Raw genomic sequence first — 15,579 nt, 5'->3', positions numbered from 1 at the left:
GCTAGTGTTCGTAGGGGTGAGTGGGGCTTGGGTTATCCGGCTCCCCTTCCGGATGCTGCTCCACTCGGTTGCGGCCATTGTGCTTAGCGCGGTATAGCGCCTTGTCGGCCTGGGAGAGCAGCCTGTCCAGGTTGACATGCCCCTGTTGCTGACAGGCGATGCCGATGCTGACCGTGACTCTGACCGGGTTGCCAGCCCCATCCTGTACGCCCAGTTGGGCCACGGCTTCACGCAGTCGCTCGACAATCGCCAGCGCCTGTTGCCTGGCGGTGTTGGGCAGCAGTACCGCAAATTCTTCCCCTCCCAGTCGACCAAACAGATCCCCCTGACGCAGATGCTGGCGTACCGCGGTGGTGAAGGCTTGCAGCATGCTGTCCCCCGCCTCGTGACCATGGTTGTCGTTGATGCGCTTGAAGTTATCCAAATCCAGCATGCAGACCGCGATCGGCCGCTGTTGCCGCGCGAGCCGCTCCAGCATCTGCTGGGCCGCAGGCCAGAAGCCGGCTCTATTGAGGGCGCCGGTCAGGTGATCGTGATGGGCCAGGTACTCCATCTTGCGCAGCAGGCTGTTGCGCGCCGCCATGATGCTGGCGGCGGTGAGCGGCGTGAGCGCAATCAGCATGACGCCGATCCGCACCGAGAACATCCAGTACTGGGTCTGGGTATCGTGGCTGATGACCAGAAAACCGTTGGAGAGGGCGAGCAGGGTCAGGGTACTGAAGCACAGCGACAGCAGGCTGGTGGCAAACACCGAGTAGCTGACGGCGCACCACAGCAGGGCCGGCACCGGAAAGGCGATGGAGCCGGGGCCGGCGATCAGCAGTGATAACAGCAGAGTGCACAGAAAACTCAGCAGGGGCAGCAGACTGGCCCAGGAGACCGGCGTCTGGAACAGCAGGGTGCGCCACTGGGACAGGCTGCCCGGTGGCGGCAGGGTCAGGATCACCGGCAGTATGGCCATGTAGTTGACCAGCTCGCTGGCGAACCAGAAGCCGAGCCCGTAGAGGATGGAGCCCTGAAACAGCAGGGGATTGATCAGGGCGCCGACCAGACCGGCCGCCAATGAGGCGGCCATGGCGATGAGCAGCAGGAAGACGATGGACATGGGTCGCCGCAGCCGTCTGTCTTCCTGATCCAGGTGGCGAAACAGCAGATAACCGACGCTGACGCCAGCCAGGTTGCCCAGGGTCAGCAGCGCGGTCTTGAACGCCTCGTCCTGAGTGAACAGGGAGGCGAGCAGATAACCGATGACGCCCCCCAGCCAGCCGGATGGGGATGCCAGGCGCGGGTAGCGCAGCATGACGCCGAGCAGCACGGCATTGGCTGGCCAGAAGGCCGCCAGCAGATTCGGGGGGCGGGTGAAGATGCCGATCAGCGAGAAGAGGAGTACCAGGGTGGTGACGCACAGCAAGGCAAACAAGGGAGAGAGGATGGATGAGATACGCGGCTGGCTGGTCTCTTCCATAAGGCGTCCCTGTGGCTGTGGTGCGGTTGCCACTGAGTATGAGCGCTGGGAAACGAAATGGGCAGTACAGACAGGGAACAGAAACGGCCCCCTCGAGGAGGGGGCGCGGGAGATTAGCCGAAGACCCGGAAGCGAACGTCGTCGCCGATGAAGGTCTTGTCACCGGCCGGTTGCTTGATGCTGCCAAAGGGCATCTGGGCACGCAGCAGCCAGCTGGCGGGTAGATCCCACTGCTTGCGCACGGCCTCGTCGATCAACGGGTTGTAGTGCTGCAGGGAAGCACCGACCCCTTCCTGTGCCAGCGCGGTCCAGACCGCAAACTGGGCGATCCCGGTCGCATGCTCTGACCAGATCGGGAAGTTGTCGGCATAGAGGGCAAACTGCTGCTGCAGATCCTTGATGACGGCGGTGTCTTCGAAGAACAGCACTGTGCCGAAACCGGCGCGGAAGCTGCCATCCACCTTGGCCTCGCTCTGGGGATAGGCTTCTGGCGGCACGATTTTCTTCAGCTCAGCCTTGACGATATCCCACAGCTTGTGGTGCTCGGCTCCAAACAGGATGACGGCGCGGGAGCTTTGGGAGTTGAAGGAAGAGGGGCTGTGCTTGACGGCGTCCTGGATAAGGGCAGTCAGTTGTGCCTGGGTATGGGAAACCTGGTCGCCTAGGGCATAGATGGTACGACGTACTTTGATCTGTTCGATAAACGGACTGCTCATAACATCTCCTTGGTTGATAAATCATCACTGCCATTCACGCCGGAAAAGGCCATCTGGCTCCGATTTCTCGAGCATAGGACTATAACACCTTCTGCTCGATAAACCGTCAACGCAGGGTGATGACTGTTTCTACTTTTTATGGATATTCACATGACAAAACCAGAAATCGCCGGTCGATATAAATGATGTCTTTTTTATCAATAACCTTATGGGTTAATGATTTCAATCAATATTTTCACAGCATGTCACACCATAAAATTGATATGGAATGATATTTTATAGAGGACGGCATGACTGGCGAGATCATCAAAAAACGTTACTACATACTGACCCCGCTCTCTTTTCTCCTCGGCGCTCTGGTGCTGATCTCCACCCTGTTGCTGGCCGTGGCCAGCTACCTGCGCAGCATCGACAAGACGGTGGCGGGTTATGAGCAGATGCTCACCTCCATCGACGCCGCCCTGATCCAGGAGATGGTGTTGGACAATCAGCGCCAACTCGCCGTGCTGGAGGCGTCGCTGGACAGACAGGCTATCGCCCGGGGCGAGTCGGCCGTCAATCCGATCTGGGCCATCGCCCACCAGTTCAAGCACGATGCCCACTACCTCTACTTTTACAACGCCCGCTTCGATGAGATCAGCAGCTACCCAGCGAGGGCGTTCTCCACGGATTACGTGGCGCGGCAACGACCCTGGTACCAGGTCATGAGCAGCGACAGCGATGAGCTGATCTGGTTTGGCCCCTACCCGGATTTTAAATCAGATAAACAGAGCCTGACCCTGATCAAGCGGGTTGAAGAGGACGGTCAGCTGCTGGGCCTGCTGATGGTGGACCTGTCGTTTGACAGCTTGCAGAAGGCGCTGAGCCGGGCCATGGGGGATGAGCAGGCCGCCATCTACCTCACGGCGCGCAAGAGCGGCCAAGTCATCGTGGGGCACAATCTGGGCTTGATACCGGCGGTGCTGGACGAGCATGCCGAGTCGGGGAGCCTCGGGCTGAATGTGATCCGCCACGGGCGTCACCTCAAACTCGAGCTGGCCGATGTCGGCTGGGATCTCAATATCTATCTGCCGCCGGCCCAGTTTCACGACAGCTTGCAGGAGACCCTGCTGATGGTGGTGCTGCCCTTGCTGGCACTGCTCGTCACCTGGCTGTGCAGCCTGCTGTTTCTGGTACGGATCTTTCGTCAGGAGCAGGCGCTGGTGCAGGGATCCCTGCTCAGCATCATGCAACACAGGGAGGAGCTACCGGGCAGGCCGCGCACCTGGTTTGTACGCAGAAGCCTGGGGGAGATCGATCAGGTCAGAACTCACGTCCGACGTGGGCAAGACGCGCTGTTGCACGATCCCCTCACCGGCATCATGAACCGGCGTGCCTTCGATCAACACCGATCTGCTCTGGAACAGGCACAGACCCCTTACTGGCTGGTGCTGATCGATCTGGATCGCTTCAAGCGCATCAATGACAACTGGGGTCATAGGGTCGGCGACGCCGTGCTGTACCGGGTGGCGGTCATCTTGGCGAGGGTGCTGGGGGAGACTCAGGTTTATCGCATCGGTGGGGATGAGTTCGCGGCCATCCTGCCCTGGAGCCATGAGGAGGTTGAGCAGCGCCTGACCTATCTGCTCGCCCGGGTGCGGGGCTTGAAGTGGCGCGAGTTCAAGGAGTCCATCACCCTGAGTGTCGGTGGGGCACACTACCCAGATGTCGGAGAGGATCTGTTCGAGCGCGCCGACGAGTGTTTGTACCGCAGCAAACACCAGGGACGGGACTGCTGGCACCTGTTGCCGGTGCAAGAATCCCCCCTCGAAGGGGAGGTTGTGACAGTATCTGTCTGAGCGACGTGAGGGGAAAACGAACAAGGTCCGATGAGTGCGAGGTCACAGGGGGAATGATTTCTTCTGTGACCTTTTTTTTTAATTAATTTTCATATGGTTAGCTTATTTAATCGGGTTGTGTCGCCGAGGGGAGACAGTTTGCTTGCCGGTTGATCCTCCGCGGCCCCAGTAGCGGAGTTTTCGGCGCTTTGTATAGTGCAGGAAAATAATCAATCAGGTTTGACAGGAGTACTCCATGGACGCGAAAAAACACGGCATGGGCGCGATGGCGCTGTTGGGAGCGTTGTTGCTGGTGACGGGCCCGGCGTTGGCCTCGGAAGATCTTAACACCGTACTGGGGGGTGGCCTCGGCGGGGTGGCAGGCACCATGCTCGGCAAGCAGCTGGGTGGTGATACCGGCGCCCTGGTCGGTGCCGCCGTCGGCGGTGCGGCCGGTGGGGCAGCCACGGCGAACAAGGGTAACAAGAACGAAGCCGCCATTGGTGGTGCGGTCGGGGCCCTGGGTGGTGCCGCCCTCGGCAAGAGCGTGGGGGGCGACACCGGCCGCCTGATCGGGGCTGGTGTGGGTGGCGCTGGTGGCGCAGCCATCGGTGCGAGAACTGGCGATGGTCACGAGTCCAACAACGATTACCGGGGTGGTCACCGCTATCGGGGTGACAACGGCTATCACAATGGTCACCACAAGCATCACAAGAAGTACAAGAAGCGCAGATGGCACGACGATGACTGATGTCATCCCGAGTTGACAGAAAAAGGGGCCCTTGGCCCCTTTTTCGTGTCCGTCATTTAGACCAGGCGGTGCTGGCGCCGACCGATGGAGAAGGCGTTGATATTGTCGATCAGCTGATCGGCGAGGCGCTGCATCGACTCCTCGCTGGCCCAGGCCACATGGGGGGTCAGTATGAAGTTGGGGTATTGCAGCGCCCGCATCAGCGGGTGATCGGGGGGCGGGGGTTCCTGGCTCGCCACATCGAAACCGGCGCCGCCAAGCCGACCGTTGGCGAGCGCCATCAGCAGGGCCTGCTCGTCCACCAGACCGCCCCGGCCCACGTTGATGAGCAGGGCGCCCGGTTTCATCATGGCCAGTTCCCGTTCGCCGATGAGGTGGCGGGTATAGGGCGTCAGCGGGCAGTGCAGGCTGATGACATCCGAGCTTTGCAGCAGAGCCTCCAGCGGCAACCTGTCCTCATCCCCCACGGCGCCGACCTGGCTCTGGGCATAGCGCACCTCCATGCCGATAGCGCTGGCGCGCTGGCCAAGGGCCTGCCCTAGGGTGCCCTTGCCGATGATGCCAAGGCGCTTGCCGTGCAGATCCGAGATGGGGTGATCGAAGAAGCAGAACTGGTCGCTCTGCTGCCAGCGTCCCTCCAGCAGGGATTGGCGCCAGGCAAACAGGTTGCGTGACAGGGCCAGTATCAGCGCCATGGCATGCTCGGGGACCGAGGGACCTGAGTAGTTGCGAATGTTGCACACGGCGACCTGGGCGGTGCGGCAGGCCTCCAGATCCAGGTTGTCGCTGCCGGTGGCCGCCAGGGCGATCAGTTTGAGTTCCGGCAACTGGGCCAGCTCGTCTGCACCGATGCACACCTTGTTGATGATGGCGATGCTGGCACATTTGAGCCGCGCCACCACTTGATCCGGCGTGGTATTGGGGTAGCTTTGCCAGTGATGGGGAAAATCGGGGCGACCCAGCTTGATGCCGGCGTCCAGGGTGTCGCTGTCGAGAAACACGATTTGCTGCATGGAGCCTCCTGCCATTGATGAGGCCATGATGCCAAAGATGGGGGCGGGATGACCAGTCTAGTAGTCCAGAGCCGCTACGTCGGCTTGGCCCAATTCTTTCGATGATCTGTGATTGGGTCAGATCCAGCCGAGGTGAGTCAGCCAGCCCTGGATGCGGCCAGGGGTTTCATCGAGGGCCATCAGGGCGTAGGGGCGGTAGTTGAGTTTATGGCTGCGCCGGCTCTCGCTCTTGCGCGCCTCTGCCGCTAGCAGCGGCCAGCGCCCCCCTTCCTCCTGATAGAGATCCAGGGTCGGTATGCTGGCCTGCGCCACCTGCTTGGCCAGGGTCTGGTTGCTCAGTTGATTGGGGAAGAAGCCATCGAGCAGCACCAGGGCGTCGGGGGCGGGCAGCTGTTCGCTGGCGATGAGGTTGGCGGCCCAGGCCGCGCTGGTGCCTTGCGCCAGCAGCAGCTTGAAACCGCCTTCTTGCAACTTGGCGTCGCTCAGCTTGACGATGCGCTCGGCAAATTGCTGGCGAAACGCATCTATGGTCTTTTGCTTCTTCTCTGCGGCGGGATCCAGCTCGGCTTGCTGGGGAGAGGGCAGCAGCAGCAGGGTATCGAAGCCGAGCCGGCCGAGATCCCGGGTCAGTTGCCACAGCTGGCCGCTGCGCTGCCAGTCCGGCAGCAGAATGGCCAACCCCAGATAGCTGTCGCTGTCGTGTTTGGCGAACAGCACACGCTGTTTGTCGACCTGGGTGCTGTCTGGTATCCCCTTCCAGTCGCTCTCCTGCCAATGGTCGGGCGGTGCGAGGGGCGCAATCTCGCTGGCCGGCAAACAGGTGCTTGCCAGCAGGCTCAACAACAGCAGTGGTAAGGATAATCTGGCCATATGCGCTCCCCGGTTCACTGGGTTAGCGGCGGCATCTCCTTTTTCTGAAGGGCAATCGTCCGGGGTGGGCAAAGCAGGGGAAGGGACAGGGCCCTTCCCCCAGAGCCTTAACGTCGTTCCAGCCTGGCCAGCTGCCTGTCATGCAGGGGGGTGAGCAGCAGCAGGGCGCTGATGGCACCAATCAGGGCGCAGAACATGTCGGACTGGGTATCCCAGGGATCCCCCTGGGTGCCGAGGAACTCATCTGCCCCCTGGCCCAGCGCCAAGGCGGCGCCCCATTCGATCAGCTCATAGCTGGCACTGATGGCCATCACCACGCAGACCACCAGGAATGCCAGCATGCGTTTACCCCGCACATGGTGGCCGCGCAGCAGGATCTCCCGGCAGGCGAGGGCGGGCACGAAGCCCTGGAAGAAGTGACCAATCTTGTCATAGGGGTTGCGGCTGAGTTCGAACCAGTGTTGCAAGTCAAAGCCGAGCGGCACTCTGGCATAGCTGTAGGCACCGCCCAGTATCAGCACCAGGGCGTGCAGGAAGATGCCGAGATAGAGCAGGCTGGTGAGCGGGTAACTGCGGTGGCTCAGCAGCAACAACGGCATGACGATCAGCACGGGAATGACTTCCAGCAGCCAGGTCACTCGGTCATAGGGTTGCCAGCCAGAGACCGCCAGCGCCAGCAAGGTGAGCAACAGCAGCAGGATTTTTTGATGAGATGTCATGGGGTGCCCGTGATGAAGGATAAGTCTGACTTCATGGTGTAGCTCCGATTGACGCGAGATGTAAAGGGAGCAAACGAATTCTCCCTCAATCTGCGCCCCGCTGTCATTGACCGGCGCTGAATGGCCGGGCCGGCGCGCTCATAAAGAAAAAGCGAGCCTGAGCTCGCTTTTTTCAACACTGGCATGAAGCCGTCGGATCAGTTGACGCGACGCTTGAACTCGCCGGTGCGGGTGTCGATCTCGATCTTGTCGCCGATCTCTACGAAGGCGGCAACGGCCAGCTCGTAGGTGGTGCCTTTCAGGCGAGCAGGCTTGGTCACTTTACCGGAGGTGTCGCCACGGGCGGCCGGCTCGGTGTACTCAACTTCGCGGACGATGGTGGTCGGCAGCTCGACGGAGATGGCTTTCTCGTTGTAGAAAGTCACTTCGCAGATGTCTTCCATGCCGTCAACCATGTAGTTCAGCGCGTCACCCAGGTTGTCTTTCTCGACGTCGTACTGGTTGTACTCGGTGTCCATGAAGACATACAGGGGATCGGAGAAGTAAGAGTAAGTGCACTCTTTACGCTCCAGTTGAACGACTTCCAGCTTGTCGTCAGCCTTGAATACGGTCTCGGTGGCGCTGCCGTTCAGCAGGCCTTTCAGCTTCATCTTGACCACGGCGGAGTTACGGCCGGATTTGTTGAATTCGGCTTTCTGGACCACCATCGGCTCGGTACCGATCATGACGACGTTACCAGCGCGGATTTCCTGTGCGGTTTTCATGTAAAAAATTCCTGTTCGTATACGGGCAGATAAAAACTGCCAGATTATATACGGCTTTCCAAAAATTTCACCAGCCGAGTGACGAGATCCCCATCGACAAGCAACTTCTGTGACCAGTCTCGCGCATGTTGTTGCAAAATAGCGTCGAAATCGGGCCATTGTGACCAGAGTTCGCCAACATCGTCGCCCTGGTTGAGGGCGTGGCTGAAAGAACGCAGCCACTGTGCCGCATCGGCTGGCAAGGCCGCCAGATAGTGATCGAGGAAGTCATCCAGCTTGGCTATGTGGGCCTGATCGTCTTGCGGGTAGATGTGCCACAGGAAGGGGCGAGCCGCCCACTGGGTCCGCACGAAGGAGTCCTCGCCGCGCACCAGGTTGAAGTCGCAGCTCCATAGCAATCGGTCATATCCGGCCTGATCCGTCATCGGCAGCAGCTTGATGGTGAGATTGCCCGCGTGCAGTAGCTCCCCTGCGCTGGCCGTGGTAATGGCCGAGGAGAGACCGGCCCCGGTGAGCACATCGCTGAGCGAACGCCCGAGCGGCAGCAGCAAGGTGACTGGGGTGGCGCCCAGGCACCAGCTCGCTGCCAGGCTCTGGAGGGCGGCGCTCTCATAGGTAAACAGGCTTATCCTCAGCTCGTCATCTTCCTTGGGCGGCAACCCCAGGCTGGCCCAGTAGGCAGCGAGGCCTGCCTGGTCTTGCTGCCACTGCTCCCGTGCCCCGATAAGCCCCTGCTCGCACAGCAAACCTCCGGTTTTGCTGGTGAAGCCCGGAAAGAAGAAATACTTGTTAAGGCTCTGATTGCCGATCCGCTGGGGCGAGGCGAGGCCGTGGCAATCCTCGACCCAGGATTCGGCGGAGAGGTATTCGAGATTGATCCAGCAAGGGGGCGGGCTCTGCTCGGCCATGGCCTGGGCGAAGGGGGTGGGCAGCTCGCAGGCGAAAGCCTCGATAACGACTTTGGCTGGTACGACGTTGGGCAGCACTGTGTCATGCCAGCGCTGAATATAGATGCCCTCTACCCACTGACTGTCCAGCGCGGGATCCAGTCCCGGGCAGATGCGGGCGAAGCTGGCCAGATCGTCCACCCAGAGCCTGACTTTTGTTCCACTGTCGTGGGTTGGGCCATGACCCTCTTGCTGTAACTGGCGGGCGAGTCGCCAGGTGACGCCGATGTCGCCGAAGTTGTCCACGACACAGCAGAAGATATCCCAGTCGAAGTCGGGCTGAACGGAGGGGGCAGGGGTCGTCATGTTGGTTCACCAGCTACGAAAAAAGAGACAAAAAAACCGGTGGGCAGGGTAGCACACCGGTGGATTGGCTTCTAACCGTCAGCGCGTGACGGCTGTCCGTGGCGCGTTATTCCTTACCATAGATGTTGTTCTACTGCTCACGCACCCGGATACAGGTGGTGTGTGCTGAGTTCAGCTCCGTCCATAGGGGCAAATTCACTCCTTGCCGTAGACGTTGTTCTCCTGCTCACGCACCCGGATAAAGGTGGTGCGCTTGGTCAGCTCTTTCAGCTGGCTGGCGCCGACATAGGTGCAGGTGGAGCGCACGCCGCCGAGGATGTCGCGTACGGTATTTTCCACCGGGCCGCGATAGGGCAGCAGCACGGTTTTGCCCTCGGAGGCGCGGTAGTCGGCGACGCCGCCGGCGTGCTTGTCCATGGCGCTCGATGAGCTCATGCCGTAGAACTTCATGAAGGGGGAGCCATCAACCTCCACCACCTCGCCACCGCACTCCTCGTGGGCCGCCAGCATACCCCCCAGCATCACGAAGTCGGCGCCGCCGCCGAAGGCTTTCGACACGTCCCCCGGGCAGGTGCAGCCGCCGTCACCGACTATCTGGCCACCGAGGCCGTGGGCTGCATCCGCGCATTCGATGATGGCGGAGAGCTGCGGGTAGCCGACCCCGGTCTTGACTCGAGTAGTGCAGACCGAGCCCGGGCCTATGCCAACCTTGACGATGTCGGCGCCGGAGAGGATCAGCTCCTCCACCATCTCGCCGGTGACCACGTTGCCTGCCAGGATGACGTGGTTCGGGCAGGCGTCACGGGTTTTACGCAGGAACTCGACGAAGTGCTGGGAGTAGCCGTTGGCCACGTCGAGGCAGATGAAGCGCAGGGCCGGTGACATGGCTAGGATCTGGCGGGTCTTGATGAAATCCTCTTCCGAGGTGCCGGTCGATACCATCACATGGCCGAGCAGGGCCGGATCGGTCTCGTTGACGAAGGCTTGCCACTGCGCGAGGCTGTAATGCTTGTGCACCGCCGTCATCATCTCGAAGCCAGCCAGGGTTCTGGCCATGGCGAAACTACCGACGGTATCCATGTTGGCGGCGATGACGGGGACGCCCTGCCACTGGGTCTGGCTGTGCTTGAAGGTGAACTGACGGGTCAGGCTGACTTGGGAGCGGCTCTTGAGGGTAGAGCGCTTGGGGCGGAACAGTACATCCTTGAAACCCAGCTTCAAGTCTTCTTCGATACGCATGACGAATTCCTTATTGAGCCTTGTTGAAAGTCACTTTTGCAGTGGGCAAATTTTCGGCAGGCACAAAAAAACCGCAGGTTTTCAAGGCCTCCGGTTTACAACAGTCTAGGGAAAAATCCCGTCAGAACAAGACTGATAATTGAATCATCATTGTGGTAGCCTTTGGCGTCACAACCTGAGCGTGGTGGTGGGGGTCATCCAGCACCTCTTCGCTGATGCCACATCCCCGTCTCATTCCCGTCCCAAGTCCCTTATGGTCAACCGTTGTCGCGCCGCTAGCCCAAGCGGCATCTGGCCTCCCGACTTTCTCTGTCCCCCTGTTTTTTGCCAGTTGACAGTTACCATGGCTCTGCCACTCTGGCAGGGCGGGCCATTGCCGGTCCGCCCTGACGAGGAAGATGCCGTGCCCGGATCACATAAATTTCGCTGGTTGTTACTGGCCAGTCTCTGCTTGTCACAGGGTGCCTGGGCGGCCCCAACCGTGTATGGCTGGGTCGAGAAGGGGTTGATCATGCCGACGGGAGTGGCGGTGAAGATGAAACTCGATACCGGCGCCCTGACCTCCTCGATGGATGCGCGCTCCTTGCAGCACTTCAAGCGCGAGGGCAAACCCTGGGTGCGCTTCACCCTGGTGCTGACCGATGCCAACACGGACAAGGAAGTGAGCCAGACTCTGGAGCGGCAGGTGGAACGCACGGTGACGGTACGTGGCGCCGGTGGCATGGAGGAGAGGCCGACGGTGACCATGTCCATCTGCCTTGGCGACAAGGTCTACAAGGAGTGGTTCACCCTGCGAGATCGTAGCGACATGAACTATCCCGTGCTATTGGGCCGCCGTCTGCTGGCGGAATTGGGGCCGGTGGATTCCAGCCGTACCTTCACAGTGCAGCCCAGCTGCGATTAGCGGCCGAATTGCCGGCGAAGAGTTGCTCTCTTGTTGATGCAAAACGGCCCTGGAAGGGCCGTTTTGCATTCAGGAATGGGCAGGCGGCGCATCGATGGGATGGGGAATGGGCAGCCAGATGCTCACTTCCAGTCCTCCATGAGGCCGGTTGTGTATATCGAGATCCGCGCCATGCAGCTCGGCGATGCGCCGGACTATGGCCATGCCGAGACCGACCCCGTCCCCCTGCTGGGGATTGACCCGATAGAAGCGCTCGCACAGGCGCGAGAGGGCGGCGGTCGGAATGCCCGGGCCGCTGTCTCTGACATCCACCCTGACCCTGTTTCCTTCCGCCTCTATCACCACCGCAATCTCGCCGTTATCCGGGGTGTAGCGCAGTGCGTTGTCGATGAGGTTGCTGAACATCAGATCCAGCAGCACGGCCTGTCCCATCACCTGCAAGTGCTCGGCCCCTTCCAGCGAGAGCTGCTGCCCCTTCTTCAGGGCGAGCGGGGCCAGGTTGGCCAGGGTGCTCTGCAACAGCGGGCTCAGATCCAGCTTGTTTAGCGCCGGTGCCTGTTGGTTGTCGATGCGGGCCTGGGTCAGCAGCTGACGGATCAGGCGATCGCTGCGATCGAGCGCCAGCAGCATCTTGGCCAATGCCTGCTCGCGGCTGGTATCGTCTTCGGCCGCCATCACGTTCTCACTGTGGATGCGCAGTACCGCCAGCGGGGTGCGCAGCTCATGGGCAGCCTCGTTAGTGAACTGTTTCTCCCGCTCTATGGTGTCGGCCAGGGTGTGCATCAACCGGTTGATCTCGTTGACGAGGGGCGCCAGCTCCTCGGCCTTGATGGTCAGATTGAGCGGACTCAGGTTGGCGGGATGGCGTTCGCTGATGGCTTGCGCCACCTGGCGCAGTGGAGAGAGACCCGCCGAGACGAGCCACCACAGCAGGCCGAGCAGGAAGGGCAGGGTGATGAACAGCGGCAGCATGGTCAGGGTGGCCATGGTGCTGGCCAGCTCACCGCGCTCGTCGTCCCGCTCCGCGACGATGAGCCAGGTGCGCTGCTCCTCGTTGTAGAGGGTGAAGGTACGCCACTCGTGGTGATCCTTGGTCTCGCTGTTGAAGCCGCGCTCCAGGGTGGTCAGCGGCTGGCGCGGCGCACTGGGGGAGCGCAGCAGTATGGCACCCTGCTCGCTCAGCAGCTGGAAGTAGAGGTTGCGTTCAAACTCGTGGCCGTAGGGGGTGAACTCCCGGTCCCGCGCCAGCAAATTGAGGCTGGGATCTTTTTGATATTGCTCTGGGGCGCTCTGCTCCCACTCCTCATAGATGGCACCGTCTGCAGGCAGGCGCTGGTGTTGTTCCATGTAGCCCAGCAACAGCTGGTTGGTGATGCGGGCGGATTGGGCGAGACGGGCATCAAACAGCTCCTCCATCTCGTGGTTGGCTTCCAGATAGCCGATGAGGCCGCTGACCGCCAGGCTGACGCTGACCAGGGCCAGTATGCCCGAGAGCAGGAAGCGGCGAATTGAGCGGACACGACTCATGAGCGCTGGGTTCCCTTGGGGGCCGGAACATCCAGCTGCGGCACTATGTAGCCCACCCCGCGAATGTTGCGAATGAGCTCGGAGTAGAACTTCTTGCGCAGGTGGTGGATGTGGACTTCCACCGCGTTGCTCTCGGCGCCCTCATCCCAACCGTAGAGGCTCTGTTGCAGTTGCTCCTTGCTCAGCACCCGGCCGCACTGGGTGACCAGCTCCAGCAACAGCTTGTATTCGTGAGGGGTGAGCCTGACGAGCTCGCCCTGATAGGTGACCTGCTGGGCATCGGGCTGGATCAGGATATCGCCATACTCGAGGGAGGCCTGAGCCTGGCCCTTGCTGCGCCGCACCAAAGCGCGCAGACGGGCATTGAGTTCCTGCAGGGCGAAGGGTTTGACCATGTAGTCGTCGGAGCCGGCATCCAGGCCGACCACCCGATCGTCGAGGGCATCGCGGGCGGTGAGGATCAACACGGGCAACTGATGCCCCTCCCGGCGCAGCTTGCGCAGCAGGCTGATGCCATCGATATCCGGCAGGTTGAGATCCAGGATCATGGCGGCAAATTCATCGCTCTTGAGGGCGGCGAGCGTCGGCAAGCCCTGTTGCAGCCAGTCCACCGTGTAACCACTGTGGCGAAGGGCATCCTGCATGCCATCCCCCAACATCACATCATCTTCTACCAGCAGGATCCGCATGTTTGCTTCTCTCCATCCATCAAGGCCGCCACTGTGCGGGTCGGCGGCTCCAGTCTACATCATCGGGTGCGATGGTGGGACTCAGATCACTTGGCGTTGTGTTCGGTGGGGCGTATCAGCCCATGGCGGGCATAGCGCTCGATGACCGCGTGCTGGCGGGCCAGCAAACGGTCGACCAGCCAGGGACAGAGGGCGTTGAGGCGCACCAGCATGGCCTGCGGCCAGCCAAGCCAGCTGCGGCGAGTCTCGTTGCACAAGGCGATGACGGCGTGTTCGGCCACGTCAAAGGGGCTGTCTATGGGGGTGCCGAGGGCCACATTCATGGCGTAGGCGGCCTCGGAGTCCAGTCGGGTGCGGGTGGTGCGCGGGGCGAAGTGGAGCACCCGGATGCCGGAGCCCTCCAGTTCACGGCCCAATGCCTCGCTAAAGCCGTGCAGGGCGAATTTGCTGGCGCAATAGGCGCTGTAACCGGCATGGCCGACGGCTCCCAGATGGGCGCCCATGTTCATGATGAGTGCGGGTTTGCGCATCCGCGGTAGCAGGGCGCGGGTGAGCTGGATGGGAGCCTCGATGTTGAGCCGCAGCTGGCGCTCCACCTGCTCCGCACTCTGATCCTCCAGCCAGGCGAACTGGCTGTTACCGGCGTTGTTGATCAACACATCCAGCCCCTCATCGAGTGCCGGGTGTTGCAGCAGGCGAGCCCGATCGGACGCCGAACCGAGATCGGCGATGGCTATCTGATGGCGTTCGGGGTGGGACAACTCTCTGCGCAGTCGCTCGAGGGCGGCCGCCTTGCGCCCCTGCAGCAGCAGATGCGCACCCTGCGCCGCCAGCTCCTGCGCCAGTGCTTCGCCGATGCCGCCGCTGGCGCCGGTGAGCAGCACGAGTTTTCCTTGCAGTTTCATGATGAGGTGTCCGTCGGTGAGGGTGCCCGCTGAGATAAGGTTCGAGCCAGCCTAAGCATGGCGAGTGCCGGTTTCGCGCCTGTTACTGCGAAGGATAAAACACCAGGCTTAAGGAACTCTTAAGATATTGATAACGCCTCATAATGAGGCGCTGGCAGCGAGGGGGATGCGACAAAATTGCTTGTCAGGGGCGCGGGGGGCAGGCACCCTGCCGGGCAGTCGTCCACCGCGAGATCCCCCATGCCATCCTCACCCTGTTGCCCGCTTTGCACCCATCCTCTGAGCTATCCGTTGCCCGTTGCCGGCAAGGATTATCATCGCTGTCTCGGCTGCGAGTTGGTGTGGCTGGATCCGGCGTGCCATCTGGACCCGGCGGCGGAGAAGGCGGTGTATGACGGTCACGACAACCAGGTGGATGATCCTCGCTACCGAGCCTTCCTGATGCGCGCCTTCGGGGAGGTGCTGGCCCGGGTGCCGCCCCCGGCACAGGGCCTCGATTTTGGTTGTGGCCCCGGCCCTGCGCTTATTGCCATGGGGCGGGAGGCGGGTTATCGGATGGCGGGCTATGACAAGTTTTACGCCGACGAGCCTGAGTTGTTGACGAGACAGTATGACTTCATCACCAGCACCGAGGTGATCGAGCATATCGCCGATCCCAGGGCGGTGCTGGACAGGCTCTGGGACTGCCTCAAGCCCGGCGGCCTGCTGGTGTTGCAGACCCAGCGGGTGCTGGAGGATGAGCGCTTCAGGCAGTGGCGATATCGCCACGATCCCACTCATATCGTGTTCTTTGCCGAGGCCTCGTTTCGCGCCCTGGCGACTCGCTGGCAGGCCGGAATAAGCTTCCCCCATGCGGATGTGGTGGTGCTGACCAAGCCCTGAGTACCTGTTTTCATTTGGTGATGAGTTGGGCATGCTGGGAGCCTTGTTACCAAGGAGCCGGTGCC

Annotated in this window: 15 protein-coding genes; 4 read left to right on the top strand and 11 right to left on the bottom strand. The window is 61.3% G+C overall.

Features of this window, described 5'->3' with window-relative positions:
* Position 1 precedes the first annotated feature (1 nt).
* Together BN1137_RS16055 and BN1137_RS16050 are read right to left on the bottom strand one after the other, a co-directional pair.
* Positions 2 to 1,465: a GGDEF domain-containing protein gene (locus BN1137_RS16055; protein ID WP_083443470.1), complete on the bottom strand. Its 1,464-nt coding sequence runs from the start codon at positions 1,463 to 1,465 to the stop codon at positions 2 to 4.
* A 113-nt stretch (positions 1,466 to 1,578) separates the two neighbouring features.
* Positions 1,579 to 2,181 (bottom strand): nitroreductase family protein, encoded by a 603-nt coding sequence (locus BN1137_RS16050; RefSeq protein WP_050719558.1) that lies wholly within the window; start codon positions 2,179 to 2,181, stop codon positions 1,579 to 1,581.
* A gap of 290 nt (positions 2,182 to 2,471) precedes the next feature.
* Here BN1137_RS16050 and BN1137_RS16045 point away from each other — a divergent pair, with 290 nt between their 5' ends.
* Together BN1137_RS16045 and BN1137_RS16040 are read left to right on the top strand one after the other, a co-directional pair.
* On the top strand, positions 2,472 to 4,019 hold the full coding sequence (locus tag BN1137_RS16045; protein ID WP_050719557.1) for a sensor domain-containing diguanylate cyclase: 1,548 nt from the start codon (positions 2,472 to 2,474) through the stop codon (positions 4,017 to 4,019).
* Positions 4,020 to 4,254: 235 nt separating this feature from the next.
* Positions 4,255 to 4,749 (top strand): glycine zipper domain-containing protein, encoded by a 495-nt coding sequence (locus tag BN1137_RS16040; protein WP_050719556.1) that lies wholly within the window; start codon positions 4,255 to 4,257, stop codon positions 4,747 to 4,749.
* 56 nt (positions 4,750 to 4,805) lie between these two features.
* Here the strand turns inward: BN1137_RS16040 and BN1137_RS16035 are convergent, their stop codons facing one another.
* From BN1137_RS16035 to BN1137_RS16010, 6 genes are all read right to left on the bottom strand, one after another.
* Positions 4,806 to 5,762, bottom strand: a complete 957-nt coding sequence (locus BN1137_RS16035; protein WP_050719555.1) for a D-2-hydroxyacid dehydrogenase — start codon at positions 5,760 to 5,762, stop codon at positions 4,806 to 4,808.
* A gap of 117 nt (positions 5,763 to 5,879) precedes the next feature.
* Positions 5,880 to 6,632, bottom strand: coding sequence for a DUF3530 family protein (locus BN1137_RS16030; protein WP_050719554.1), 753 nt, complete (start codon positions 6,630 to 6,632; stop codon positions 5,880 to 5,882).
* A gap of 107 nt (positions 6,633 to 6,739) precedes the next feature.
* Positions 6,740 to 7,351 (bottom strand): DUF2238 domain-containing protein, encoded by a 612-nt coding sequence (locus tag BN1137_RS16025; protein WP_050719553.1) that lies wholly within the window; start codon positions 7,349 to 7,351, stop codon positions 6,740 to 6,742.
* 197 nt (positions 7,352 to 7,548) lie between these two features.
* On the bottom strand, positions 7,549 to 8,115 hold the full coding sequence (efp, locus tag BN1137_RS16020) for an elongation factor P (RefSeq protein WP_011707002.1): 567 nt from the start codon (positions 8,113 to 8,115) through the stop codon (positions 7,549 to 7,551).
* Between the two features lie 44 nt (positions 8,116 to 8,159).
* The gene (gene earP / locus BN1137_RS16015; RefSeq protein WP_050719552.1) at positions 8,160 to 9,368 is read right to left on the bottom strand and encodes an elongation factor P maturation arginine rhamnosyltransferase EarP; all 1,209 of its coding nucleotides are present in this window, start codon (positions 9,366 to 9,368) and stop codon (positions 8,160 to 8,162) included.
* Between the two features lie 195 nt (positions 9,369 to 9,563).
* On the bottom strand, positions 9,564 to 10,607 hold the full coding sequence (locus BN1137_RS16010; protein ID WP_050719551.1) for a GMP reductase: 1,044 nt from the start codon (positions 10,605 to 10,607) through the stop codon (positions 9,564 to 9,566).
* Positions 10,608 to 11,010: 403 nt separating this feature from the next.
* Here BN1137_RS16010 and rloA3 point away from each other — a divergent pair, with 403 nt between their 5' ends.
* Positions 11,011 to 11,511: a retropepsin-like aspartic peptidase RloA3 gene (gene rloA3, locus BN1137_RS16005; RefSeq protein WP_408605551.1), complete on the top strand. Its 501-nt coding sequence runs from the start codon at positions 11,011 to 11,013 to the stop codon at positions 11,509 to 11,511.
* Between the two features lie 69 nt (positions 11,512 to 11,580).
* Here the strand turns inward: rloA3 and BN1137_RS16000 are convergent, their stop codons facing one another.
* From BN1137_RS16000 to BN1137_RS15990, 3 genes are all read right to left on the bottom strand, one after another.
* On the bottom strand, positions 11,581 to 13,038 hold the full coding sequence (locus BN1137_RS16000) for an ATP-binding protein (RefSeq protein ID WP_050719549.1): 1,458 nt from the start codon (positions 13,036 to 13,038) through the stop codon (positions 11,581 to 11,583).
* Positions 13,035 to 13,727, bottom strand: a complete 693-nt coding sequence (locus tag BN1137_RS15995) for a response regulator (RefSeq protein ID WP_050719548.1) — start codon at positions 13,725 to 13,727, stop codon at positions 13,035 to 13,037. Before BN1137_RS15995 ends, BN1137_RS16000 begins: the two co-directional genes overlap by 4 nt.
* Before the next feature lie 86 nt (positions 13,728 to 13,813).
* On the bottom strand, positions 13,814 to 14,632 hold the full coding sequence (locus BN1137_RS15990; protein ID WP_050719547.1) for an SDR family oxidoreductase: 819 nt from the start codon (positions 14,630 to 14,632) through the stop codon (positions 13,814 to 13,816).
* Between the two features lie 240 nt (positions 14,633 to 14,872).
* Between BN1137_RS15990 and BN1137_RS15985 the strand changes: the two genes are divergently transcribed.
* A complete protein-coding gene (locus BN1137_RS15985; protein ID WP_050719546.1) occupies positions 14,873 to 15,514 on the top strand; it encodes a class I SAM-dependent methyltransferase in 642 nt (213 codons plus the stop codon).
* The last annotated feature ends 65 nt before the right edge of the window (positions 15,515 to 15,579 follow it).

The organism is Aeromonas tecta (assembly GCF_000820185.1).
GTDB lineage: Bacteria > Pseudomonadota > Gammaproteobacteria > Enterobacterales > Aeromonadaceae > Aeromonas > Aeromonas tecta.
This window is presented reverse-complemented; position numbering and strand designations above follow the sequence as displayed.

Bases quoted from the DNA above. Each gene is read 5' to 3' on its own strand.
- BN1137_RS16025 (WP_050719553.1), bottom strand. From the start codon at position 7,351: ATGACATCTCATCAAAAAATCCTGCTGCTGTTGCTCACCTTGCTGGCG.
- efp (WP_011707002.1), bottom strand. From the start codon at position 8,115: ATGAAAACCGCACAGGAAATCCGCGCTGGTAACGTCGTCATGATCGGT.
- BN1137_RS16035 (WP_050719555.1), bottom strand. From the start codon at position 5,762: ATGCAGCAAATCGTGTTTCTCGACAGCGACACCCTGGACGCCGGCATC.
- earP (WP_050719552.1), bottom strand. From the start codon at position 9,368: ATGACGACCCCTGCCCCCTCCGTTCAGCCCGACTTCGACTGGGATATC.
- BN1137_RS15995 (WP_050719548.1), bottom strand. From the start codon at position 13,727: ATGCGGATCCTGCTGGTAGAAGATGATGTGATGTTGGGGGATGGCATG.
- BN1137_RS15990 (WP_050719547.1), bottom strand. From the start codon at position 14,632: ATGAAACTGCAAGGAAAACTCGTGCTGCTCACCGGCGCCAGCGGCGGC.
- BN1137_RS16010 (WP_050719551.1), bottom strand. From the start codon at position 10,607: ATGCGTATCGAAGAAGACTTGAAGCTGGGTTTCAAGGATGTACTGTTC.
- BN1137_RS16040 (WP_050719556.1), top strand. From the start codon at position 4,255: ATGGACGCGAAAAAACACGGCATGGGCGCGATGGCGCTGTTGGGAGCG.
- BN1137_RS16055 (WP_083443470.1), bottom strand. From the start codon at position 1,465: ATGGAAGAGACCAGCCAGCCGCGTATCTCATCCATCCTCTCTCCCTTG.
- BN1137_RS16030 (WP_050719554.1), bottom strand. From the start codon at position 6,632: ATGGCCAGATTATCCTTACCACTGCTGTTGTTGAGCCTGCTGGCAAGC.
- BN1137_RS16050 (WP_050719558.1), bottom strand. From the start codon at position 2,181: ATGAGCAGTCCGTTTATCGAACAGATCAAAGTACGTCGTACCATCTAT.
- BN1137_RS16000 (WP_050719549.1), bottom strand. From the start codon at position 13,038: ATGAGTCGTGTCCGCTCAATTCGCCGCTTCCTGCTCTCGGGCATACTG.
- BN1137_RS15985 (WP_050719546.1), top strand. From the start codon at position 14,873: ATGCCATCCTCACCCTGTTGCCCGCTTTGCACCCATCCTCTGAGCTAT.
- BN1137_RS16045 (WP_050719557.1), top strand. From the start codon at position 2,472: ATGACTGGCGAGATCATCAAAAAACGTTACTACATACTGACCCCGCTC.